Here is a 24,616-nt window from a genome sequence, read left to right as displayed (position 1 = left end):
TTTTTATATTAAATAGGTTAACAACCATTGATTTATAAGGCATTGAACAAAAAAAGACTTGCCACCCCCTAAAATCTATGGTTAATTGAGGTTACCACACACACAACTAACAAGATTGGAGTGAACAAGTCTGTATCCTCAATTATTAACCTATTTATTTGAATTTATCAAGTACCAAGATGAGACTATCAAAATTTTACAGACTCTTTTAATTGGAAAGAGTATGTTTGATAAACCCGAAGAAAAACCGATAAGCAAGCCTTATCGAAAACTACAGGTGGATGAGCTTCCGATTGTTGAAACACTTGAAAAGCTTGATTATCAAGAACTACTTAATGATTTTCTAGAAAAACACGGGAAACCATTAAAACCGGTTCGTAGACATAAAAACGCCAAAGTTTGTGTGCCTTCTCATTTGAATTGTCCAAAGTGTGGTGCTCCTTCTGATTTTCTTTATGCAAATAATGGAGATAAAGGACAATATCAATGTAAAGTGTGTGCGTGTTTGTTTAGCGAAAAGAATCGTTATTTGAAAGAGGCCATTTTACGATGTCCTCACTGTTCAAAAACACTTGAAAAGATAAAAGAACGAAAAGATTTTGATGTTTTCAAGTGTAAAAATAATCAATGTTCTTACTACCAAAAGAAGTTAAAAGGTCTTTCGAAAGAAGAGAAGAAACCGTTCAAAAAAGACCCACAAGCGTTCAAAATGCGCTATATATTTCGCCTGTTTAAGTTCGACTATAAGCCACTGTCGAAAGAGTCTCCAGAGTTACCGAAAGTAGATTTATCGAAATTGTACGTGTCTCCGCATACACTGGGACTTATTTTGACTTATCACGTAAACTACGGCTTATCAGCGCGCAAAACCGCGGCCATTATGAATGATATTCACGGAGTTTCTATTTCTCACCAAAGTATTTTAAACTACGAAAACAGTGTCGCGCTCATAATGAAACCGTTTATCGACCATTATCCGTATGAGCTTTCCAATCAATTTTGCGGTGATGAAACGTATATCCGTGTGAGTGGACGTTGGAATTACTTGTTCTTCTTCTTTGATACCGTAAAAAAGATTATTTTGTCGTATCCTGTTTCACCAAACCGAGATACACAGGCAGCTGTATTAGCCATTGATGAAGTATTGCTTAAGCTAAAAGAGATTCCAGAAGATCTTACTTTTGTGGTCGATGGGAATCCTATTTACCTTTTGGCTCAACACTTCTTTGCCCAGCACGATATCCACTTTGATGTGAAGCAAGTCATTGGATTAACCAATGAGGATCCTGTTTCAACGGAATATCGACCGCTTAAACAAATTATTGAGAGACTCAATCGTACTTTTAAGGGTAATTATAAGGCTACACATGGGTTTGGTTCAGAAAAGGGATCGGTATCCTATGTGACTTTATTCGTAGCATATTTTAACTTTCTCAGGCCACATGCTTCACTGGAGAATAAAGTGCCAGTTATGATCCCAGAACTCTCCAAATTGCCACACATGCCGGCACGTTGGACAAAAATGATTGAACTCGCTCAACAATGGCTTCTAGAAATACAAGCCGCCTAAATTTAGCTTTAGCTGAGCCCTTGAATGGTTTAACATTCAAACCAGCCATTTGGCGAAGCGAACCCTTGACAAACCGAACTAGCCGATGGTTTAAAATTTTCGGAAAACAAGGGCGTATTTGTCATGCCTTAATTTAGTTCCCTTCGCCCTTGTTACACCTAACTTAAACCATCGGCGTGTTTGTCAAGGGCAAATGGCGACGGTTCTCCACCTTATTTCGGAATAAATCTTGTTTGCTTATCCGTTTTTCATAGAACTTTTGACATTACCATCCTATTTTTTTCACGTTTTTGAAACTTTCGCATATAGATATACTGTGTGTGAATTTTTATTCAGATATTTAAAAAGACAAGTTACATGATGACTAGCAACCAAATATATATGGTTGTATTACTCTATCATATGCAAGCTAGCGAAGAAAATTTACACCTAATTTAATGGACAGGCTTTGAGAAAGGGAAAGAGTACATCAGAAATAACGGAATTCTTTTTTTAAAAAAAAGACCGTCTGATCATTCTTAAATGTATTTAGAATGATATTGACGGTTGATTCTGACATTATCGATTTAATAAACTACCAACATAGCGCAATAACTCATTAGCAGATGTAGAATTATACCCATGTTCATCAATCAATCTTGCAACAACTTCATTAATTTTCTTCAATTGTTGCTCATCAGGCGTAACTGAAGACGTCGTTATTTTTACAACATCTTTCAAATCAGCAAACAATTTCTTTTGAATGGCTTCACGTAGTCGACCATGAGAGTTATAGTCAAATCGTTTTCCTTTTCGGGCAAAAGCAGAAATACGAATTAAAATTTCCTCTCTAAAAGCTCTCTTCGCATTTTCGGAAATGCCAATTTGTTCTTCAATGGACCGCATTAATTTTTCATCCGGGTTAATTTCTTCACCAGTTAATGGGTCACGTAGTTTTGACTTATTGCAGTATGCCTCAACATTATCTAGATAATTATCCATTAATGTTTTTGCCGACTCCTCATACGAATAAACGAATGCCTTTTGTACTTCCTTTTTCGCCAACTCATCATATTCCTTCCGCGCTAACGAAATATAGTTCAAATATTTGTCTCTTAATTCATCTGTGATTGACGGATGTTGATCAAGCCCTTCTTTTAACGAACGTAAAACATCCAGGGCATTAATTGATTTTACTTCTTTACGAATAATTGTGGAGGAAATTCGATTAATGACATAACGTGGATCGATACCGCTCATTCCTTCATCTGCAAATTCCCGTTTCATCTCTTCCACATCGACTTGACTAAAGCCTTCCACATTTTGACCATCATAGAGCCGCATTTTTTTAATTAAATCTACATCGCCCCGTTTCGGTTCTTTTAATCTCGTTAAAATAGTGAACATCGCAGCTATTTTTAATGTGTGTGGAGCAATATGAACATCACTTACATCACTTTCTCGAATCATTTTTTCATAAATCTTTTCTTCCTCGGAAACTTTTAAATTGTAAGGAATCGGCATGACAATAATTCTCGAGTGTAAAGCTTCATTTTTCTTATTAGAAATAAAGGAACGATACTCAGTTTCATTCGTGTGGGCGACAATTAATTCATCAGCTGAAATAAGTGCGAAACGTCCAGCTTTAAAATTTCCTTCCTGTGTTAAAGAAAGAAGATGCCATAGGAATTTTTCATCACATTTTAACATTTCTTGGAACTCCATCATTCCACGATTTGCCTTATTTAGCTCCCCATCAAACCGGTATGCACGTGGATCTGATTCAGAACCGTATTGAGCAATTGTTGAAAAATCGATACTTCCTGTTAAATCAGCGATATCTTGGGATTTCGGATCTGATGGACTAAACGTACCAATACCTACACGGCGATCTTCAGAGAAAAAGATCCGTTCAACTAAGACATCTTCAATTCTTCCACCGTATTCTTGTTCGAGGCGCATCGTATTTAGTGGGGAAAGATTTCCCTCCACACGAATTCCATATTCTTCATAAAATTCTTCTCGTAAATGTGGTGGAATTAAATGAAGTGGATCCTCATGCATCGGACAACCTTTAATCGCATATACAGCACCGCGGTCTGTCCGTGAATATTGCTCAAGTCCACGTTTTAACATTGTTACTAATGTCGATTTCCCGCCACTTACTGGCCCCATCAATAATAGAATCCTTTTTCGTACGTCGAGCCGTTTAGCTGCTGGATGAAAATATTCCTCTACAAGTCGTTCTAGTGCCGTTTCTAAACCGTACAATTGATGACTGAAAAAGTTATATTTTTTTACACCATCAACTTCTTCCACACCTGCATCTTTAATCATATTGTACACCCGTGAATGGGCCGATTGAGCAATCCATGGCTTTTCTTTCACAAGTTCCAAATACTCAGCAAAGGTACCTTCCCACTTTAACTTCTCTTCTTCCTCACGATACCTAGCAACTTTATCTAAGATTCCCATAAAGTACCTCCTCTATTTCAAATAATCATCACAAGAAATCTGTCGCTACAAACATTCACAATACCATCTACAATAAAAAAGGCTACTTACCTATAAATATATGAACATGCTTTCTAAAAGATGATTAATTAGGAGAAAAAGTTTATAGAAGATTCTGTAGATAAAATATGTATGTAACAGTATAATAAAAGATGAAGGAAAATATTCGAGGTGTTAAGGGGGATTGAGATGGGTACATTTTTAATCATTTGTGTGACCATTGCATTTTTAGCCGCCATTTTTGCATCAGGATACGAAGACAAACCAGGTACATACAAAAAGTAAATTGTTGGAGAGCCTTCATTCTTTAATTGAATGAAGGCTTTTTTGATGTTGAGTAATGCTTTAGTATTGGGATGGACTGCTGAAGTTGGTTCAGTATTGTCGAAGTTTCCCCCAGCATTGTCAAAGTTGACCCATCTCTTAAAAAAAGAGTGGCTATAAAATTTTACACCTCTCTGTTCAATGGTTAAAACTATTTATTAAGATCATGCTTCTTAATAAAATCATTCATATACATTCTGTTTTTCTTTTCAAAACTTGTAGCAATTTGGCCTGTCCATGTATCAGACCGCTTCCCACCAGTTCGTTCTCGATAATACTGCTGAATCGTTTCATTATATTCTTGTAATTGATTTTGAAACTGTGTTTGATCTTGTTGATACACATTTTCATGATAGATGTTCGAAATCGGTAAACGTGGCTTTTGATTATTAATTTTTGCTGGATAGCCTACAACAAGACCAAATAGTGGAATCACTCGTTTCGGCGTTTGTAAAATTTCACTAACCTCATCCAAGTTATTACGTAATCCCCCTATGTAACAAATTCCGAGTCCCATTGATTCTGCAGCAATAGCAGCATTTTGAGCAGCTAAGGCCGCATCAATAAGTGCAACCATGAACTTTTCTGTACTCTTAATGGATTCCTCCATATCAGCATTTTCCATTTCACGAATGACATCATGACGATGGAGATCTGCACATAACACAAATAGATGGCCATTATCAGCAACATATTGTTGATTCCCAGCAACTGCCGCAAGCTTTTCCTTTTTCGCTTGGTCAGTCACTCCGATGATTGAATATGCTTGTACAAAACTTGAAGTAGAGGCTGCTTGTGCACAGCGTACAATTGTTTCAATTTGTTCTCTTGTTAATTTTTTATCTTCAAATTTTCGTACCGAACGATGGGCGAGAATTGTTTCAATAACGTCATTCATTCCTATCCTTCCTTTCTCTTGCTAATGATAGTTAATCAAAATCTTATATAAAAATCAAACAAGATGTTGAACGAAAGACTAATAACAATTCAAAAAAAATAAAGAAAGGCCCCGTAACGGAACCTGAAAAATTATTCGCTATAACTTATTTTTAGATGATAAAAGTTTTGTTGTCTCATTGCTTCGTAAACTAAAATCGCAGCTGTATTCGATAAGTTTAGTGAACGAACATTTGTCGTCATCGGAATACGCAAACAACGGTCCTGGTTTTTTTCTAGTAAGTCATTCGGTAATCCTGTCGTTTCCTTGCCAAACATAAAATAGTAATCTTTATTATGATCGCTATAATCAAAATCTGAGTATGCTTTTTCACCATAAGTTTCGATATAATAGAATTCTCCTTGATTTTTCTCAAAAAACTCATCAAGAGAATCATAATAATGAATTTTCACGAAAGGCCAGTAGTCTAGGCCTGCTCTTTTTAACATTTTATCCTCAGTTGAGAAACCGAGTGGACGAATTAAATGTAAGTGTGCATCGGTTGCAGCACAAGTTCTCGCAATATTACCTGTATTCGCCGGGATTTCGGGTTGATATAGTACGACATGTATTCCCACAATTTTCCACCTCTAAAAGTAAATCTAATAATCATCAACAATTTTAAAAAATCGATAGTCTATATTTTCCGTGTACGCCGATGAGTCTTCATAGGACCAGTAACGCATCCGACTATTTGACGTATGAGCGTTGACTAAGGGCATTCCATAAGCATCTTTTGCGGTCACAATCGTTGAGTGGTTAAAACGACCATCACCTTCAAAATCATAACATATAATATCGCCAAGTTGTAGCTCTCTTGGATCTTGAACTTCATTAGCACGTAGGCCGACTTTCGAAGTACCTAAATACCATCGAAATGAATGGGCTATTGACCAACTATAGCTCCAACTATTTCCATCATACCACCAACCACTAGAACGGTTGGAAAATCCCCTCATCGGTGCCCCTCCAGCTCGCAAACATTGAGAAATGTAATTCGTACAGTCATCGGTAAATTTATGATAGGCTGGATTGTAATCATTCCACCAACGTTCCGCATATTGTACAGCTTTTCTCCGATCGTAATAATACGTTATTCGTTCCAAGTCTTCATGGCGGTCAAGTTTCAACTCTGGAACCTCAATGGTATATACTTCAGGTAGTTCTTCATCTGTTAAAAGCGTACCTTTGTAAAATTTTGCTTTCCGCCTTTCAACCTCTTCTTCAATATAAAACCTTTTCTCTTGTTTAATTAAGTATTGAAAATGAACATGATAATGAATATCCGTATGGTCCCCGTCAGTAGTTTTTTCCATTATTTTTCCGGTTGCCTTCGCTTTAACAATTTCACCATTACGACTTTGTAAGCATGATTTTTTTCGCTCGATTTTCAAACAATCGTTCGCTTTAGCATCGACACATTGATTTACACGTTGTTCTAATAATCTTTGAAGCTGGTCAATCATGGTCATACACACTCCTTTTGATTATGTGTATGCCTAGATTTTTTCCTATGTGAATCCGTTTTTCAAGATGTGGTTAGTTAGTTTTTTAACCTATTATTTGAACGGAGCTTTAGAACCTGTTGACTAGATCCTGTTAATGTTAATAAACGACTTAGTTTTACTTACAATATTTATTTTGTCTCTGTCTCAATTTTTCCCAGTGCTGAAGTAATTTCATGTATTACTTTCTCATCTTGTTCTTTTTCTTTTGCTGTTATTAAAATTTGTTTTGATTCATCCGTACCAATTTTTCCTAGCGCCCAAGCAGCTGTGCCTCGAATGACAGGACGGGGATCCTTTTTTAAAACATGTTCCAATTCATATAGCGCCGTTTCATCTTTAAAATGACCAATAGCAATAATGGCATTTCGTTGAATTGGTTTTTTCCCTCGCCAAGCTCCTGCAACATGGCCAAATTTTTCTTTAAACTCTCGATTACTCATATCTAATAAAGGCTTTAATAATGGTTTTGCAATTTCAGGATCTGGTTCGAGCTCTTCATGAAAATGAAAGTCAACCCCTCGATTATATGGACAAACCATTTGACATGTGTCACAACCATATAAACGATTACCAATGACGTTTCGATATTGTTCAGGTAAAAAGTCTTTAGTTTGAGTTAAATAGGAGATACAAATTTTTGCATTAATTTGTCCTGGACCAACAAGGGCACCGGTCGGACATGCTTCAATACATTTATTGCACGAACCACATAAGTTTTCAATTGGTGTATCCGGTTCAAATGGAATATTTGTAATCATTTCACCTAAGTAAACAAATGAACCAAATTCAGGAGTAATAATGGCACAATTTTTTCCGCTCCAACCGATGCCTGCACGTTCTGCAACAGCACGATCAGATAATTCCCCTGTATCTACCATGGATTTACATCGTGCACCGTCAATTTTGGCTGTAATAAATTGTTCAAGTTTATTTAACCGGTCGCGTAATACTGTATGATAATCTTCACCCCAGGAAGCTCTGGCAAATAAGCCTCTTCGTTCACCTTTTTTTCCTCGAACATGTTCTAACATTTTTGTTGGATACGCTACGGCAATAGATATAATGGATTGGGGGTTGTCAAACAGGAGGGCTGGATTCGTCCGCTTCTCAATATCAGATTCTTCAAACCCAGATTGGTAGTTTAGTTCTTGTTGACGAATAAGTCGTGTTTTTAATGTTGAAAAAGGTTCTGCTGTGGCAAATCCAATTTTATCAATCCCAATCGTTTTAGCATAGTCAATGATTTCTTGTTTTAATAATTTGTAATCCACGTTGACCCTCCTTACCCCTTTTTATTTTATCATATTCGTTATTTAGTCATTTTTTAGAAATGTGTTTTTTTATTATGGATATTGGAATAACTTCCTCAAGTATACACTTGTCATAATGACAATAAGATTGTTGTCGTGTTCTTTCTTACCACATAAAGAAAACATGACAAGTTTTATAATCGTAATTTTACATAGTCTAACATGAAACGTATAAAACATAAAAATAGTAAAAAACGCAATGCTTCGTTCTTTTCCGAAACGAAACACTGCGTTGCGCTATGTATGGAGCGGGTGATGGGAATCGAACCCACGACAACAGCTTGGAAGGCTGTGGTTTTACCACTAAACTACACCCGCATAATTATTTGAAGTTTTTTGTATTACATTTTAGACGTTTACTTTGACAGCCTTCCTGTCATGCTTCTTCCTCTTCTAGTTATTTCAAAGATGATGGATGCGTCGAAGCAACTCGTTGTTTTTTCAAAGATGTAACGCTCGTGGCTGTGGTTTTACCACTAAACTACACCCGCATAATTATTTGAAGTTTTTTGTATTACATTTTAGACGTTTACTTTGACAGCCTTCCTGTCATGCTTCTTCCTCTTCTAGTTATTTCAAAGATAATGGATGCGTCGAAGCAACTCGTTGTTTTTTCAAAGATGTAACGCTCATGGCTACTCGCAGTTTATAACTTGTTAATCTTGTTAAAAAGGTAACAACGGATATTAATATACCACCATTTTCGTCACTTGTCTACATTTTTCAACAATTATTTTAAAACCATATTTTGCCATGTGGTTATCCTCCAAAGATTCCAAAGTTGGTTGTTATATTTCCGAAGTTCATCATATTTTTCCGAAGTCAACCTCGTTTTTTCCGAAGTCTTGCTTGTTATTCCCAAATATAAAAGGTTTTTCCAATAAAAAGACCCTCATTTTCGCAATGAGGATCTTTACTTTTCAACTTTCTTCAAAAATCTTATTTACTTGGTTCGAATGTTTCTATAAGTTTAGCGAGTGTGCGGACCATAACACCTGTTGCACCAGACGGACCAAGGTCATGTGCTCCATTTACTGTTGCGGTTCCTGCAATGTCGAGGTGAACCCAAGGTGTATTTTCTGCAAATTCTCCAATAAATGCCCCGCCCATTATGGCATGACCTTCACGGGATGGTGAATTATCAAGATCCGCGATTTTACTTTTACGAACTTTTTCTTTATCTTTTTCTGTAATTGGTAAGAGCCAAATCATTTCATCTGTTTCTTTTGACGCTTCCAACACTTTACCATAAAAATCTTCATTGTTTGTCATTGCCCCAGTTTTATCCGAACCTAGTGCAGTAATGACTCCACCTGTTAACGTCGCTACATCTACAAGGTAGTTTGCTCCGTGTTGTTTTGCGTATGTAAGCCCATCTGCAAGAACAAGTCGTCCTTCTGCATCGGTATTTGTAACTTCTATCGTTTTTCCACTTAAAGATGTAATGACATCATCTGGTTTAAATCCTTTTCCATTCACCATATTATCTGTGGAAGGTATAACGGCAACGACATTTTGTTTTGGTCTTAATTCACCCACAATTTCCATTGCACCAAAAACAGCAGCCGCTCCACCCATATCCGTTTTCATACCAACCATGCTGACACGTGGTTTAAGTGAGTAACCACCTGTATCGTATGTAATTCCTTTCCCAACAAGACCGATGACATCTGTCCATTCTTCTTTTCCTTGATATTTTAAAACAATCATTTTCGGTGGTTCGTCGGATCCTTGGTTTACTGCAAGTAATGCCCCCATACCAAGTTCAATCATTTCTTGCTTATCAAGGATTTCTACTTCAAATTGATAACGCTCTGCTAATTCCTTCGCATAATTTGCCAAATCCGTTGATGTTAATAAGTTCGGCGGAGTATTTACAAGCGTTCTTGCTGAGTTTGTTGCACATCCATAAATATATCCAGCTTTAAGCGCTTGCTCAACTGTATCCCTTTCACCCTCTGTATAAACAGTGATCGCATTAATTTTTGTTTCTGGAATATTTGCTCTTTGCTTATAGCCCGGGAAGTTATAAAGAGCCAATGCGAAAGCCTCACCAAATAAACTGGCTACTTTTTCTACCGATATGGCCTCTGTTACAAAAGAATCGAGAAGAATTGATACAGCTGTTAATTTTTTTCGATGGATTGATTGAACCAATTTCCCAAAACTTTCACGTAACACTTCTTTTGTTAGCTTTTTTTTCTTCCCTAAACCTACAAATGCAAGACGTTTCGTACCGCTTAAGCCTAAAGTAGGAATGATTGATACTGTTCGTTTCTTTGATGAAATATCTCCAGCACTAGATAATTCTTTTAATTGTTCTTGTAGTACCTCGTCCAACTTGTCTTCTAAATGCGAAAACTTTTCTGGTTCTTCAAAAATGCCAATACTTAAAACTTCAGCTACATTCTCTTTTTTATAAGTTTTTTCAATTGTAAACATACTTCCACCTCCCTTACCATTATATAGAAAATACCAACTTTTATATAGAGTATAAAAAATTTCACGGCCGTTTTAGAAAACAAGAAAAACTGATAAACTATACCTTCATACTTAAGAAAAATTAACGAATATTAAAATCACTTACAATAACAAAGCAACAAAGTTATTAAAATGCAAAAAAAAGCCCTCACCGACATTTTTATCGATAAAAGGACATGGTAGCTTGTCTATTCTTTTTTACTTGACGTGTATTGACTACGGAACACTTGCATTGCCTTATCTTCGTTCAATTTAGTTAGATCACTTGCAGTTAACTTGCCGTTACCCTTTTTAACAACGTAAACATCAACAACACGTTTACCCCATTCATTATATACATCATCTACTGTTTCAAAATATAAATCAATTTTATTTCCTTTAATGGCCCCACCAATATCTGCCACAACGCCAAAACCGTATCCCGGGATAAACAAGATGGTGCCTATTGGGAAAACAGATAAATCAGCAGCTATAGTTGAATATAAATCTCGTTTTACTTTCACACCAGAATAAGTAATCCCATATGACGGATGGCTTGGGTTTTTCCCTGTGGATTCATACCCAGCTGTATATCCAGTGGCAACAACTTGATGTCTCGGGTATTCATGATCCCAGTTAAATGCTTCTTCAAGACTTGGGATTTTTCCTTTAATCTCCTCACTTGAAGAAATTTTCGTTCCCGTAGTTGCTGCGACTTTCAATGATTTATATTGTAAGTTGATAGATTTTAATGAATGATTCAATGGTTTGCTATTGGCATTTTTATATTCAGATAACCCTTCTGCCTTTACTCCAGATACCGTTTGATACGTGATTAATATAGCAATTGTAAATAGAATGGTCATAATGATTCGCTTTGACCACTTTTTTATTTTTACCATATTTTTTCACTCCTCCCGTGTTCTATTTCTTTCCCAAATGAGAGAGAAATATTCACGTAGAGGAAAAAATATTGAGTAGACGATTAAAATATGTAAAAATCATAGCATTTTTGTATGTTTTAGAACATGCGATAACCCCTTTGTCGTAACGTTTTCATTGTAAATCCGGATAAAATTGTTCCTAAAAAGCCACTAAGTAAAACAGTAATATCCGCTGGTGCAAGTGAAACAAGATTTTTTCCTAACGTATGAAAGGCTTCCATTGGATTTCGAAAATACTCAACAAATGCGACATTATCAATAATTAAGAGTACGACAAATGGATAAATAAGGGCCATAATCCAAGTCATTCGTAACAACATATTTAATATAAAACCAATGCCAAAAAATAAGATGAAAAATAAAAGAACGGAAATTAGTAGATGTAATATTGAAAATGGCAAAACGTCATCCCTCCCCATTATTATAACTAGTTTACTAAAGTGAAAAATATTCCGTCAATTAATAAGTGATAGACCCCATTTTCCGACAACAACTATCACCATTTGCATTGAGAAATAAAAGAACGAGAAGATGAAAATATGAATTTCGTCCATTTTTCAACTGAACATTGTTTAACCTTCATAAATTCACGCTCCACAGTTACTTCTATTTCGGAAATCAGTGTATTTATGGTAAAATAACTGTGAATTTTAATTGGAGGGATTTCCATTGAAAGAAGATACACAAGTTTATGATATAACAGTAATTGGTGGTGGACCAACCGGTTTATTCACTGCATTTTATGGTGGCATGCGTAAAGCCACGGTAAAAATTATCGAAAGCTTACCCCAACTTGGTGGACAATTAACAGCTCTTTATCCTGAGAAGTTTATATACGATGTGGCAGGATTCCCTAAAGTTCGTGCTCGTGAATTAGTGGACAACTTAACCGAACAAATAAAACTATTCGACCCAACGATCCGGTTAGATCAATCCGTCCAAAGTTTAGAACGGCAAGAAGATGGCGTCATTAAATTAATGACAAATAAAGAGGTCCACTATACGAAAGCAGTCATTATAACCGCTGGAAATGGTGCGTTCCAACCAAGAAGATTAGATCTCGATAACGCGAAAGCATATGAAGGAAAAAACTTGCATTACTATATTAACGACATGAATTACTTTAAAGGTAAAAAAGTTGTTATTTTTGGTGGTGGTGATTCAGCAGTTGACTGGGCTTTAATGTTAGAACCAATTGCGGAAAAAGTAACGATTGTTCATCGGAGGGACAAGTTCCGCGCCCATGAACATAGCGTTGACAATATGCGAAATTCGAATGTCGAAATTAAAACACCGTTCGTACCTGTTGAGTTAATTGGTGATGGTGAAAAAGTGAATCAAGTGGTCTTACAAGTGGTAAAAGGCGAAGAAACGGAGACCATTGATGTAGATGATGTCATTGTCAACTACGGTTTTGTTTCATCCCTAGGTCCAATTAAAGACTGGGGTTTGGAAATTGAGAAAAATTCAATTGTTGTCAACTCAAAAATGGAAACAAATATTCCAGGTGTGTATGCTTGCGGAGATATTTGTACATATGACGGTAAGGTGAAATTAATTGCAACCGGTTTTGGTGAAGCCCCTGTCGCCGTAAGCAATGCGAAAAAATATATTGACCCTACTGCAAGAATTCAACCAATGCATAGCACGGCCATGTTTGACTAATTATTTGATGAATATGTAGTTTGTCTTATCGTTAAAAAGGCTGGGACAAAAGGATTTCAAATAAAGGAAAACCCGAACTTTTCATGCGAAATTCTCATTAAGAGTTTCGTAATCGTTCGGGTTTTTTAGCTACGAGGGAAGGGATTTTTTTTATTTTCTACTTCCCTTTACGCTATGATAAAAACTTCCGCTCTCGACCCACCAAGCCTTGTGCCATGAGTTTTCCCTATTTTTTTCTCTTGAAAGGGGCAATGTAATTCTATGGCACCTTTTTAACATTATTTAATCGGAAATTTAACAATCACCAGGTGCGCCGACATTTGTAGCCGTGCGGAAACTTGATCCACACCCACATGTTGCGATGGCATTTGGATTATCGATGGTAAATCCACCACCAAGCAATGACTGTTTATAATCAATTTTCGTTCCTTGTAAAATTGGTGCATCAATTTTTCCAATTAAAACTTTAATTCCATGCTGTTCAAATTGCAAATCATCTTTAGCTGCTTCATGGTCGAGTGACATCCCATAGGACAATCCACTGCAGCCACCACCTTTAACGGATACACGTAAAAATGCCCCTTGCTCATCATTTTGTTCCATCATATCTTTTACCTGATAGGCTGCTGATTCTGTTAAATGAATAATTTGTTCCATATTGAAACCTCCTTCAAACATTTCAAGGATGTTTTTCCCTTTTTCAACTATATATTTAGTATATACATTCTTTTTATAATACACAACGAATTGAAATTGTTAAACCGTTAACTTTTATTTAGCAGAAATCTTCTTCATTTTCATATATAGTTTGTGCTTTGTTCAGTTTTATCATGAAAATTGTTATAAACACACTAAAATGGCATTATTTAGTTGTACATTTCTTATAATTCAAATATAATTTTATTGGATATGTTAACATTGAAATGAAAGGGGATTCATTTCTATAATTATAATATTAGAAAAATATATAAGTGTAAGGATGTAAAAATTGAAATCGAATGAACAAAGGGGAAAAGAGGATGAAAAAACTAGTTATTTTAGGTGGCGGTTATGGTGGCATGCGCATTATGCAAAAGCTGTTACAAACAGGGCTTCCAAGTGACTTGAAAATTATTTTAGTCGATAGGTCGCCGTATCATTCATTTAAGACAGAGTTTTATGCTCTAGCAGCGGGAACAATTCCGGACAACCATATTCGGGTAGCCTTTCCAAAACATTCACAAATTGAATTTATCAATGATGAAGTCGTTAAGATCGATTTAGAAAACAATCAAGTAATTTTAAAAGAAAATGATCGTTTAGCATATGACGATCTCATAATTGGTTTAGGTTGTGAAGATAAATACCATAACATCCCAGGTGCGGACCAATTTACCTACAGTATTCAATCAATTGAAGAGACTCGACAAACGAATAATGTATTAAACAATTTACCAAAGAGTTCCAGAGTTGCAATTATCGGAGCAGGGTTGAGTGGAGTTGAAATTGCGAGTGAGCTTCATGAATCAAGACCGGATTTAAAAATTTTCTTATTTGACCGTGGGAAGATGGTTCTTTCTAAATTCCCTGAAAAATTAAGTCAATTCGTGAATGATTGGTTCCAAGATCACGGGGTTACGATTGTCAATTACGCAAATATTACCAAAGTAGAAGATGGGATTTTATATAATCACGATGAACCAATGAATTTTGATGCCATTGTTTGGACTGCAGGAATTCAACCAAACCGAGTTGTTCGCAACTTACCTGTTGAAAAAGATGAATCAGAACGTGTCGTTCTTACTCCATATCATAATATACCTGGCAATGAACATGTTTACGTTGTTGGCGATTGTGCTAGTTTGCCTTTCGCACCTAGTGCACAACTCGCTGAATCACAAGGCGATCAAATTGTTCAAGTTTTATCAAAACGATGGAATAATGAAGAGTTACCAACTGAACTACCAGAAATTAAGTTAAAAGGGATTCTCGGTTCTTTAGGGAAAAAGCAAGGTTTCGGCCTTGTTGCGGAACGTCCGTTAACCGGTAGAGTTGCCCGTTTGTTAAAGTCAGGGATTCTATGGCTATACAAATTTCATAATGGTTAATTGATAGACAACAGGCAATTTCTAAAAACGGAAATTGCCTGTTGTCTAAGATGAAAGTATAAATTTTCCAATCTCTACTTTCCTTGTTGCCTTAAGCACACAAGGAAGACTTCGAGTATTACATCAAAACTGAAAAACTCTCTTTCTCATCAAGCAAACTCTAGTCTCTCGTTTCTCCTAAAGGCTCAAGCCGTAAGTTTTCTTTATACAAATGTCAGATGCACTAAGCCACGTTTGCTCCTAATTTTTTAGGGGTTTGAAACTATACTTAGTTGATTTTTCGTTTTCATTCTCCTCCACTCATAGAGGTAGTAAGACTTCTATTCGGTAAAGGCAAACGAGCCTATTTCTCACTGTAACCGTATTTTTCCATTTCGGCATAAATTGCTTTTAAACTTGGATTTCCTTCAGCAACAATTTCATCTTCTACTAAAACGACTGGATAAAATAAATCTTCCTCAATGACCTTTTCAGCAAATTGGCGTTTTTCCGCATCATCTGGTGGATTCATAATATCGACATAATCCATAACAAAAGGCTGATTCGGATATTTCCGCCGAATTGCAGCTTCCAACCATTCATACGTGTCTCTCGATGATGGCAAGTTTACACAGCTGGCACATATTTGTTCTGCACCATAAATGGTTATAACAACTTGTCTCTTCTCTCCCATCGTTCATCCCCCTTTGTTTCATTCTATAAAAGATAAAAGTAAGTTAAAATAAGACGATTAGATATTCAAGATATTTATTCATGTAATGCGTTTTTAAGTTACCTTATTTATTATTCTTTTTTTTCTAAATCACACAAATGGATTTTTCTTGCTATCCTTATTATAATAAGTTTTAGAAAGGAGTGCGATGTTATGCCAGAAATTAAAGAACAAGTCCAAGAAGTTTTAGATAAATTACGTCCATTTCTTCTTCGCGATGGCGGTGACTGTGAATTAGTCGACGTAGAAGATGGGATTGTAAAATTACGTTTACTAGGTGCTTGCGGTACTTGCCCAAGTTCAACAATTACGTTAAAAGCAGGTATTGAGCGGGCGCTACTCGAGGAAGTGCCAGGTATTCTTGAAGTTGAACAAGTATTTTAACATATAGGTGGGGGAATGTATCGGATTCATGGCCCCACCTTTTTTATATTTACCGCGATTTGAGTTCCTCATTTACGACAGCAATTGGTTTTCGATTATTTAATACAGCTTCAATATTTTCACAACAAAGTTCCATCATTGCTGTCCGCGTTTCAATGGACGCACTACCGATATGCGGCAGGGCAACGACATTTTTTAATTGCAAAAGTGGATGGTTCGAATCAATCGGTTCTGTTTGAAAAACATCAAGACCAGCTCCTGCAATTTCACCTTCTCGAAGGGCTTGAAGTAAGTCTTCCTCCACAACAATTGCTCCTCTTGCCACGTTTATGAAAAATGCACTCTTTTTCATTCTCTGAAATACGGCCTTTGTAAACATTCCTTTTGTTTCTTCTGTTAGTGGTGTTAAACAAACAACATAGTCAGATTCTGTCACTAGTTCATCAAATGTTCGATATTCTACCCCTAACTTATGTTCAATTTCTATTTTCCGATGGCGATTATGGTATAAGATTCTCATGTCAAAACCCATCGCTCGTTTAGCTAATGCTTCACCGATACTTCCCATTCCAACAATTCCTAACGTTTTATGATGAACATCCGTTCCTGCCATAAATAACGGGCTCCAACTTTTCCACTCACCATTTTTCACTAATTCAGCGGATTCAAAAAGACGTCTTCCAACCATTAACATTAACGAAAATGCAAGATCTGCCGTTGTATCAGTTAAGACATCGGGTGTATTGCAAATGGTGATTCCTTGTTTTGTCGCTTGTTCAATATCGATATTATCAAAGCCGACCGCTAAATTAGCGACCACTTTTAACTGTTTACTAACTTGGAAGATTTCTGCATCAATTTTATCGGAGAGCATAGTGAGTAGCGCATCCGCTTTTTCTGCTTCTTTTATTAAAATACGACGGGGAACTGGTTCTTCTTCACTCTCCCACATTCCGACATTGGCAAATGTTTCCAGTGTTTGGATAATATTCTCTGGTAATTTTCTTGTGACATATACATAAGGTTTCATACTTTTTGTCCTCCAGTGATTTCGTCAATTGCTACATATTATTTTATCAAAAGGAATGGAAGGAATTCCCACATATATTATTTTAACCAATCTAACTGAGGAATTCTAAATAATTGAACTGGAACATTTGCCATTTCATAAAAGCGACTTAAAAACTTTTCAAATTCATCGGTTTGATCAACAATATCTTTTATGTTTCTTAATAATTGAATATCTAAAGGATTCGCTAACCGAGAATGATATGTTTCAATACATTGAAAATAATGTATTGGTAAAACTAAACGGGAAAATAATAAACGCCACGCAAATGGAGAAAGCGGTGACTGGGTTTGATATTCGTGTAAAAACTTTTGAATCGGTTTACTATACATATGGGAATTACTTAAATATGAATGGCGAATCCACTCAGCCAAATCTCGAGAATGATGATCGACAACCCAATCAAAAGGGTTTTTAAAAACGAACGAACCATCCCAAGTCTCTCCTGTAAATCGTTCATGACAGATTGTTCCTAAGTCATTTTCTTGTGGTTGTTCGTCGATGACTGTATCAACATAATATTGGATTGCATTTTCCGTTAAACCTGAATAATAAGGAAATGATTCGACAAAAAAACGTTCAAATTCATTAATTGGGCGATTCATCACGACTTGTTGCCAAAAACTTTCCAAATGGCCAATGCGCTTTTCCCATAGCTCTTTCCATTTACCAACGCGAGTTAATATATTTTTCTCTGTTTGAAAATTAGCCCCACGCTGATGGAAAATTGCTAGCCGTCTTCCAGGAAATTGATACGTTTTTTGGCGCCATTGTTCTAGTTTTAATAAGACATAGAAATCATTTTCGTTTTGTTTAACGAAATTGCCATCTTGTGCTGAATGGAATACTGGGATAAATCTTTCTCCGTTTTCAGTTAAGTAGTTAATCATTTCATACCGTTCAAGTAATTCTTGCTGTTCATTTTCATATACTTTAATCAAAATAAAAAGATTTTGCCCATCATAATACGCATCGTAATGGCGTAATTTAAATGATTGCATTGGGAAAATACCGAAAGCTTCTTGGATGAATGGATTCATTTGCTCTTCCCCTTTATTTTTTGTTTAGCTGTTTTTTAAAATTGTTTCGATTTAAATTATTGTATGAAGCGAAATGATCGTGCCATGGAAATCAACTACAATTGGCGAATAAATAACCATTCGTTTAAGAAAACAGCTTATTGTTTAAAACACTGGTATAATAAATAATATGTTTCATGAATAAAATATATTTTCCCTTTCAAAAAGAGCCCCTATACATGTTAAGCAATGTATAAGAAACGAAATAGAGAAAAAGGAATGGTGAAGAAAATGGCAATACAAGGTAATATGTTTCCACAAATAGGTAAGGTTGCTAAAAAAGCTCTAGAAGACCGTGGTGTACAAATTAAAGATATCGCGGAGTTAGTTTATTTTTTACAAAAAAGCTATCATCCCGAACTTCAACTAAAAGACTGTATTGAGAATGTAGAAGCAGTATTAAGTAAACGAGAAGTACAAAATGCTGTTATTACAGGGATTCAATTAGATGTATTAGCGGAAAAAGGTTTACTCGAAGAACCTTTATTATCGATTGTTCAAACAGATGAAGGACTTTATGGTGTTGATGAGATTTTAGCATTTTCAATTGTTAATGTTTATGGGTCAATCGGGTTTACGAACTATGGATACGTTGATAAATTAAAACCTGGCATTTTAAAATATTTAAATGATAAATCTACAGGTAAAGTAAATACATTTTTAGATGATATTGTTGGTGCGATTGCCGCAGCCGCTTCTAGTCGACTTGCCCATCGAGCATCAGATGTGCATTAAGATGAAAAAGTGAGAATCCCCACGACAAGTGTTTGCGTGGGGATTTTGTTTTCATTCTAATTTCCATTCATCTAGGGAATTCACTGCATATGTTGGTTGAATTTCATATTGTTGCAATTGCTCTTTCGTTGTCACACCGGTATGAACCATTAATGTATGTAATCCGGCACGAATACCTGCAGCAATATCCGTATCGTAGTTATCACCTACCATGATTGTTTCCTCTTTATTTGTACCAATCACTTTTAATGCTTGCTCCATAATAATTGTTTCCGGTTTTCCTATAAAAATCGGGTCAACTCGTGTAGAAGTTTGAATTAGTGCTGTTAAAGAACCATTCCCCGGCATAAACCCTCGCTCAGTTGGAATAGCTATATCCGCATTTGTCGAGATGAATGTAGCACCGTTTCTTATTGCAAGACAAGCAATGGCAAATTTTTCATATGTAACGTCCCGATCTAACCCGACGACAACAAAATTTGCATCTTCACCAGCATATCGCAAACCCTTCTCTTTTAAAGCGACTCGAAGCCCCTCTTCTCCAATAAAGTATACTTTCGCTTCAGGATTCATTTCCGTAATATATTGCGCTGTTGCCATACTTGATGTAAAAACTTGTTCTTTTGTTGCGGGAATTTGAAAGGAAACTAATTTCTCTGCCACTTGCTCCGGGGTTCTTGTTGAATTGTTCGTTACAAATAAATAAGGAATCCCTTGTTCTGCTAGTTTTTGCACAAAGCGACTCGCTGCTTCAATTTTTTCCGTCCCCAAGTACATTGTCCCATCTAAATCTATTAAATAACCTTTATACTTCATACATACTCCTTTCAAAGTAGCAATATTTAACTTTTAAAGGCAGATACTGGACCTAATTCTTTTTCTAAGTAATTCCTTACATCATTTGGAAACTTTTCAAAGGCTTGTATATATTCATGGAAACGACGATAAAGTTGTTCGTGATTCACATTTGTGAAAAAGAGTACTAATTGTTTCCGAAGCGGTATTAATTTTTTAAACTGATTTGCTTCATTCTTTCCAATTACTTTTTCATCTAATAAAATATCGATAATATCCTCATAACTTCCCGGATCACGCATGATAAAACCATCAATTAGACTATTGCCAACATCAATAATAGATTCTAATAACATTTGTGTGACTCGTTCCAAAGCAGCCTTTTCTATATCATTTTCTATACAGTTCAACCCTTTGAAAACCTTTACTTGATTTTCCAAATAAACTAAAGTCCCTTCAATTTTTTCACGGTCAACAAAAAACATGGTGTTCATCTCCTTATTGTTAAAAAATACACTTTCTTAACTGTCTTTTATCGATCTACTTTTTTCAATACAAAATAGGGACAGCCAAAATTACAATATTCATACAAGTATTCAGATAATGTGCTTATCTTCGTATCAAAGGTAGCTTTTTGATTTTGATCATCAAAGAAGCCTTTTAACCGCAATTGACCATATCCCCAGTCCCCGACAATGTAATCGTAACGACTTAAAATATCGCTGAAGCGTTCACGAAAAGCTTGTTCATTAAAACCACTCTTTCTTTCATCCACGAGTTCGTAACATAAATTGTGGATACAAACCATATGTATATCACCCTCATCTTTTACAAAGCCTATAATATGATTATACCCTATTTTAAATGTTACATCACTATTCTAACAATAACTGCTCCATACGTTTTCCAATTAATTTCTATTATGAAGTGGAACTAGTTTGAGAAAATAACTGGTGATGGAACAAGGAGGTGTGAAATTATTGCGCATTTGTTTACATACGCTTTTAATCGTTTTCTTCTTCACACTCGTGAATCCTATATTCGCTAGTGCAAACACGAATAAAACTAAGGAAGAAAATCAATATGAAAAAAGAATGGAATTGTATAAGAAAATAGAAAGTACAACATTTATCCCTTGGTATTATTTAGCCGCCGTTGACCAATATGAAAGAAATATTCGTCTCGTTCGTAAAGATTTACCGAAGCCAACAGGATTAACAGGAATTTATTTCCCAAAAGAACTATGGACTGGTCCTGTAAATCCAAATGAGAACGATACAAACGCTACCACCATTCAAATTTTTGGTGGTATTGGAAAAGATGGAAACGGTGATGGAAAAGCAGATATGACCGATGATGAAGATATTTTGTTCACATTTGCCGATTATTTATTACATTATGGTACCGATGACGATCATATAAAATTGGGTCTCTGGGACTATTACAAACGAGACAAAACGGTAGGTATTATTTTAAACTTCGCGAAAATGTATCAAATGTTTCAAACATTAAATTTAGATGAACGACATTTTCCGTTACCACTCCGAGCAAATTACAGTTATCGAAGTACATGGGGAGATGCTCGCGGTTGGGGTGGACGACGAATTCACGAAGGAACCGATATTTTTGCCGGTTATGGTGTAAATGTTTACGCAACCACTTATGGAATCGTCGAAATGAAAGGTTGGAACAAATACGGTGGGTGGCGGATTGGTATTCGTGATATTAATAATACATACCACTATTACGCACATTTAAACGGTTTTGCACAAGACTTGAAACTAGGGGACATCGTAAAGCCAGGGCAATTAGTTGGTAGTGTAGGTAGTTCAGGTTACGGTCCACCAGGTACAGCAGGGAAATTCCCACCTCACTTACATTACGGTATGTATAAAGACAATGGTAGAAACGAATGGTCTTTTGACCCATTCCCACATTTAAAACGATGGGAAAGAGAAACAAGAATGAAAAAATAATTTATTACAATAGAGTAGGAGGGGCTATCCAAAAAGTCGTATTTTGATTTTCGGATACCCCTTTTCATGTTCAACATTCTTGATTATTCGCATATAGAAAAGGAAAGTATATATCTTCCAATAATTTTCATTTTCCGCCTTAAGGCTTGGACGCCCAAGTTTTCTTTGGTTCTAGAAGCCCGATTCGCGAAAAAGTATGGTCGAACGGTCGTCATGAACCGCTAGAAAGTATAAATGTCAATATAACAATGTACATTTTTGACTGTATAAGAATGTACAATTTGATGTTATTTTTGAATTATTATTTGTTTGACCATGGCTAAACAAATAATAACTTCTCGTTTTTCTTGTGGCTCCAATTCCTCTTACTTTTCTCATTTTATATGTAAGCGTCAAATGGCCCCACCTATACCTCTAATGTTCCATCTGATTCATTATTCGATTCTTCTAATACTACAGGAATCCAGTTATTGTTAGATTCTTGACATGAATGAGGATTATCAAATTTTATTAGCCAATACTTTAATTGATGAACTCTTAAATTATTGTTTTCACACCATTTGGATTGAGTCAATCCACTATCTTTTAAATTACTGACTTTTTGCTTCTTAATAGAATATTTTTTGGAAAATAAATATACCAATATTTATGAAATATATTTTATTTTTGAAAAACAACTAGACGAAAGACTCTTTATGTTTTAAAATATCTATACATTGGCATAATTTTATTTTATTCATTACCTTCTGACACTTCGGTCTACGAAACATCATTTTTGGTGGGTTACTGTAACTGGATTTGTCGGAATAATTATTATATTTACAAAAGGGGGATCTATATGAAAAAGAGTTTGAAAAGTATTCTTTTGGCCACAACGCTATTTGCTGGTGTATTGGCAGGCTGTTCTGGAGGGCAAGGTTCTTCCGGCAGTGGTAGTTCTGGCGGAGGGAAATCCGATGGAGATACGATTAAAATTGGTGCAAACCTTGAGCTTTCAGGGGAAGTCGCTTCCTACGGTCAATCCATCGCTGAAGGGGTAGAATTAGCAGTTGAGGAAATTAATAACAGTGGTGGTGTTGACGGAAAGAAAATAGAAATTGTTAAAGTCGATAATAAATCAGATAACGCAGAAGCGGCAAGTGTTGCAACACGATTAACGAGCCAAGAAAAAGTACTGGCTATTATCGGAGCAGCTACAAGCGGTAATACGTTGGCACAAGCACAAATTGCAAATGATACGAAAACGGTTTTACTATCACCTTCAGGCACAGCACCGAATGTAACTGAAAACGAAAATGGCTCAATTAATGAGTATGTGTTCCGTACTTCTTACATTGATCCATTCCAAGGAACAGTTGCTGCAAACTTTGCCGCGAATGAGTCAAAAGTGAAGACAGCAGCCATATATAGTGATAGTGCTAGTGACTATGCGAAAGGTCTTGCGGCTTCATTTAAGGAAACATTCGAGGCTGCTGGTGGTAAAGTGATTGCTGAAGAATCATATGTTGCCGGTGATACAGATTTCCGTTCTACATTAACACGAATTAAATCTGCAAAACCTGAGTTTGTCTTTATTCCTGGTTACTATGAAGAAGTTGGCTTAATCGTTAAACAAGCTCGTGAATTAGGCATCTCAGCACCATTAATGGGTGCGGATGGTTGGGATTCCCCAACGCTTGTTGATTTAGCTGGTGCCGACGCATTAAATAATACATTTATTACAAACCATTACTCATCTCAAGACCCTGATCAAAAAATTCAAGACTTCGTAACGAAATTTAAAGAGAAAAATAAAGATAAATCACCAAACGCATTCAATGCATTAGGTTATGATACTGTTTATTTGTTAGTTGACGCTATTGAACGTGCTGGAAGTCTAGATAGTGAGAAAATTAAAGATGCGTTAGCAGAAACAAAAGACATACAACTAGTTACAGGTATCGTCACAATTGACAAGAAACATAACCCAATTAAATCCGCAACAATCCTGGAATACGTTGACGGAGAACAAACATTCAAAACAAAAGTTAATCCTTAATAAAAAAGCGGAGGCGACTGTTTAGAAACGGGGGGAATGGAGTGCGCCCGTAACGAGATAAAGGAATCACGACGAGGGACGAGTCGATGATGACTTATCGACGTGAAGGCGATCGAAGTCCACACGTTTCTAGGAGCCGAAGCTGGACAATAAAAAAGCGGAGGCGACTGTTTAGAAACGGGGGGGAATGGAGTGCGCCCGTAACGAGATAAAGGAATCACGACGAGGGACGAGTCGATGATGACTTATCGACGTGAAGGCGATCGAAGTCCACACGTTTCTAGGAGCCGAAGCTTTTGCAAAAGGGAAAAATGGGAGGTCCATTCCTCCCTTTTTCCTATTCAAATAAAAGAACTGCATTTTAATGGGGAGTGAGCATATTGGAATGGATACAGCAAATTGTTAACGGCATATCACTCGGTAGTATTTATGCATTAATTGCTCTTGGATATACAATGGTTTACGGAATTATAAAATTAATCAACTTTGCTCATGGCGATGTATTTATGATTGGTTCCTTTGTTGGCTTC

Annotated in this window: 23 protein-coding genes, 1 tRNA gene and 1 pseudogene; 8 read left to right on the top strand and 17 right to left on the bottom strand. The window is 36.1% G+C overall.

All coding sequences use genetic code 11. The annotated features are described in order from the left end of the window. Positions 1-130 precede the first annotated feature (130 nt). Positions 131-1,570 carry a DDE-type integrase/transposase/recombinase gene (locus BN2144_RS09270; RefSeq protein WP_033826673.1) on the top strand — a complete coding sequence of 480 codons (1,440 nt, stop codon included), beginning with the start codon at positions 131-133 and terminating at the stop codon, positions 1,568-1,570. A 558-nt stretch (positions 1,571-2,128) separates the two neighbouring features. Here the strand turns inward: BN2144_RS09270 and BN2144_RS09265 are convergent. The 9 genes from BN2144_RS09265 to BN2144_RS09225 all read right to left on the bottom strand — a co-directional run bounded on the left by BN2144_RS09265 (position 2,129) and on the right by BN2144_RS09225 (position 11,947). Further along, the gene (locus BN2144_RS09265; RefSeq protein WP_033828002.1) at positions 2,129-4,024 is read right to left on the bottom strand and encodes a PrkA family serine protein kinase; all 1,896 of its coding nucleotides are present in this window, start codon (positions 4,022-4,024) and stop codon (positions 2,129-2,131) included. Between the two features lie 514 nt (positions 4,025-4,538). After that, positions 4,539-5,285 (bottom strand): oxygen-insensitive NADPH nitroreductase, encoded by a 747-nt coding sequence (gene nfsA / locus BN2144_RS09260; RefSeq protein WP_033828001.1) that lies wholly within the window; start codon positions 5,283-5,285, stop codon positions 4,539-4,541. Positions 5,286-5,416: 131 nt separating this feature from the next. Continuing rightward, the gene (gene trmL / locus BN2144_RS09255) at positions 5,417-5,902 is read right to left on the bottom strand and encodes a tRNA (uridine(34)/cytosine(34)/5-carboxymethylaminomethyluridine(34)-2'-O)-methyltransferase TrmL (protein WP_094763115.1); all 486 of its coding nucleotides are present in this window, start codon (positions 5,900-5,902) and stop codon (positions 5,417-5,419) included. Positions 5,903-5,926: 24 nt separating this feature from the next. Continuing rightward, the gene (locus tag BN2144_RS09250) at positions 5,927-6,790 is read right to left on the bottom strand and encodes an amidase domain-containing protein (RefSeq protein WP_033827999.1); all 864 of its coding nucleotides are present in this window, start codon (positions 6,788-6,790) and stop codon (positions 5,927-5,929) included. A 170-nt stretch (positions 6,791-6,960) separates the two neighbouring features. Continuing rightward, positions 6,961-8,103, bottom strand: a complete 1,143-nt coding sequence (gene queG / locus BN2144_RS09245; protein ID WP_033827998.1) for a tRNA epoxyqueuosine(34) reductase QueG — start codon at positions 8,101-8,103, stop codon at positions 6,961-6,963. Positions 8,104-8,386: 283 nt separating this feature from the next. Further along, positions 8,387-8,460, bottom strand: a tRNA-Gly gene (locus BN2144_RS09240). A gap of 621 nt (positions 8,461-9,081) precedes the next feature. After that, positions 9,082-10,584, bottom strand: a complete 1,503-nt coding sequence (locus BN2144_RS09235; RefSeq protein ID WP_033827997.1) for a leucyl aminopeptidase — start codon at positions 10,582-10,584, stop codon at positions 9,082-9,084. Between the two features lie 227 nt (positions 10,585-10,811). After that, a complete protein-coding gene (locus tag BN2144_RS09230) occupies positions 10,812-11,504 on the bottom strand; it encodes a 3D domain-containing protein (RefSeq protein ID WP_033827996.1) in 693 nt (230 codons plus the stop codon). A 119-nt stretch (positions 11,505-11,623) separates the two neighbouring features. Continuing rightward, a complete protein-coding gene (locus BN2144_RS09225; protein WP_230199725.1) occupies positions 11,624-11,947 on the bottom strand; it encodes a YuiB family protein in 324 nt (107 codons plus the stop codon). 268 nt (positions 11,948-12,215) lie between these two features. On the opposite strand from BN2144_RS09225, the gene BN2144_RS09220 reads away from it, so the two are divergent. Beyond that, complete coding sequence (locus tag BN2144_RS09220) at positions 12,216-13,211, top strand: NAD(P)/FAD-dependent oxidoreductase (RefSeq protein WP_033827994.1); 996 nt, start codon at positions 12,216-12,218, stop codon at positions 13,209-13,211. 294 nt (positions 13,212-13,505) lie between these two features. On the opposite strand, the gene BN2144_RS09215 is transcribed toward BN2144_RS09220, so the two are convergent. Further along, positions 13,506-13,868, bottom strand: a complete 363-nt coding sequence (locus tag BN2144_RS09215) for a HesB/IscA family protein (protein ID WP_033827993.1) — start codon at positions 13,866-13,868, stop codon at positions 13,506-13,508. A 362-nt stretch (positions 13,869-14,230) separates the two neighbouring features. Between BN2144_RS09215 and BN2144_RS09210 the strand changes: the two genes are divergently transcribed. Beyond that, complete coding sequence (locus BN2144_RS09210; protein ID WP_033827992.1) at positions 14,231-15,298, top strand: NAD(P)/FAD-dependent oxidoreductase; 1,068 nt, start codon at positions 14,231-14,233, stop codon at positions 15,296-15,298. A 343-nt stretch (positions 15,299-15,641) separates the two neighbouring features. Here the strand turns inward: BN2144_RS09210 and BN2144_RS09205 are convergent, their stop codons facing one another. Beyond that, positions 15,642-15,971 (bottom strand): YuzD family protein, encoded by a 330-nt coding sequence (locus BN2144_RS09205; RefSeq protein WP_033827991.1) that lies wholly within the window; start codon positions 15,969-15,971, stop codon positions 15,642-15,644. Positions 15,972-16,108: 137 nt separating this feature from the next. On the opposite strand from BN2144_RS09205, the pseudogene BN2144_RS09200 reads away from it, so the two are divergent. Further along, positions 16,109-16,394: pseudogene (locus tag BN2144_RS09200) on the top strand (NifU family protein). 49 nt (positions 16,395-16,443) lie between these two features. Here BN2144_RS09200 and BN2144_RS09195 read toward each other — a convergent pair. Both BN2144_RS09195 and yutH read right to left on the bottom strand, forming a co-directional pair. After that, positions 16,444-17,424, bottom strand: a complete 981-nt coding sequence (locus BN2144_RS09195; RefSeq protein ID WP_033827989.1) for a 2-hydroxyacid dehydrogenase — start codon at positions 17,422-17,424, stop codon at positions 16,444-16,446. Positions 17,425-17,501: 77 nt separating this feature from the next. Then, positions 17,502-18,503 carry a spore coat putative kinase YutH gene (yutH, locus tag BN2144_RS09190; protein ID WP_033827988.1) on the bottom strand — a complete coding sequence of 334 codons (1,002 nt, stop codon included), beginning with the start codon at positions 18,501-18,503 and terminating at the stop codon, positions 17,502-17,504. A 288-nt stretch (positions 18,504-18,791) separates the two neighbouring features. Between yutH and BN2144_RS09185 the strand changes: the two genes are divergently transcribed. Then, complete coding sequence (locus BN2144_RS09185; RefSeq protein WP_033828068.1) at positions 18,792-19,277, top strand: phosphatidylglycerophosphatase A family protein; 486 nt, start codon at positions 18,792-18,794, stop codon at positions 19,275-19,277. A 51-nt stretch (positions 19,278-19,328) separates the two neighbouring features. Here the strand turns inward: BN2144_RS09185 and BN2144_RS09180 are convergent, their stop codons facing one another. From BN2144_RS09180 to BN2144_RS09170, 3 genes are read right to left on the bottom strand one after another with little or no spacing between them, the layout of a single operon-like run. After that, positions 19,329-20,093 carry a TIGR01457 family HAD-type hydrolase gene (locus BN2144_RS09180; protein ID WP_033827987.1) on the bottom strand — a complete coding sequence of 255 codons (765 nt, stop codon included), beginning with the start codon at positions 20,091-20,093 and terminating at the stop codon, positions 19,329-19,331. Positions 20,094-20,119: 26 nt separating this feature from the next. Then, complete coding sequence (locus BN2144_RS09175; protein WP_033827986.1) at positions 20,120-20,557, bottom strand: DUF86 domain-containing protein; 438 nt, start codon at positions 20,555-20,557, stop codon at positions 20,120-20,122. Positions 20,558-20,604: 47 nt separating this feature from the next. Continuing rightward, positions 20,605-20,880, bottom strand: coding sequence for a YutD family protein (locus BN2144_RS09170; RefSeq protein ID WP_033827985.1), 276 nt, complete (start codon positions 20,878-20,880; stop codon positions 20,605-20,607). Positions 20,881-21,028: 148 nt separating this feature from the next. Between BN2144_RS09170 and BN2144_RS09165 the strand changes: the two genes are divergently transcribed. Continuing rightward, positions 21,029-22,048 (top strand): M23 family metallopeptidase, encoded by a 1,020-nt coding sequence (locus BN2144_RS09165; protein ID WP_082195193.1) that lies wholly within the window; start codon positions 21,029-21,031, stop codon positions 22,046-22,048. A gap of 406 nt (positions 22,049-22,454) precedes the next feature. Here the strand turns inward: BN2144_RS09165 and tnpA are convergent, their stop codons facing one another. Then, positions 22,455-22,691 carry an IS66 family insertion sequence element accessory protein TnpA gene (gene tnpA, locus BN2144_RS20965; RefSeq protein ID WP_407638016.1) on the bottom strand — a complete coding sequence of 79 codons (237 nt, stop codon included), beginning with the start codon at positions 22,689-22,691 and terminating at the stop codon, positions 22,455-22,457. A gap of 195 nt (positions 22,692-22,886) precedes the next feature. Between tnpA and BN2144_RS09160 the strand changes: the two genes are divergently transcribed. Both BN2144_RS09160 and BN2144_RS19175 read left to right on the top strand, forming a co-directional pair. Beyond that, a complete protein-coding gene (locus BN2144_RS09160; RefSeq protein WP_033827984.1) occupies positions 22,887-24,086 on the top strand; it encodes an ABC transporter substrate-binding protein in 1,200 nt (399 codons plus the stop codon). 380 nt (positions 24,087-24,466) lie between these two features. Beyond that, positions 24,467-24,616: ABC transporter permease subunit (locus tag BN2144_RS19175; protein ID WP_407638066.1), on the top strand; the 150-nt coding region annotated here is incomplete at its 3' end.

The sequence above is a fragment of the Bacillus andreraoultii genome (assembly GCF_001244735.1).
In the GTDB taxonomy this organism is placed as follows: Bacteria; Bacillota; Bacilli; order Bacillales; family Caldibacillaceae; genus Caldifermentibacillus; species Caldifermentibacillus andreraoultii.
The sequence above is the reverse complement of the archived record's forward strand: the minus strand, read 5'-3'. Positions and strand labels throughout refer to the sequence as shown.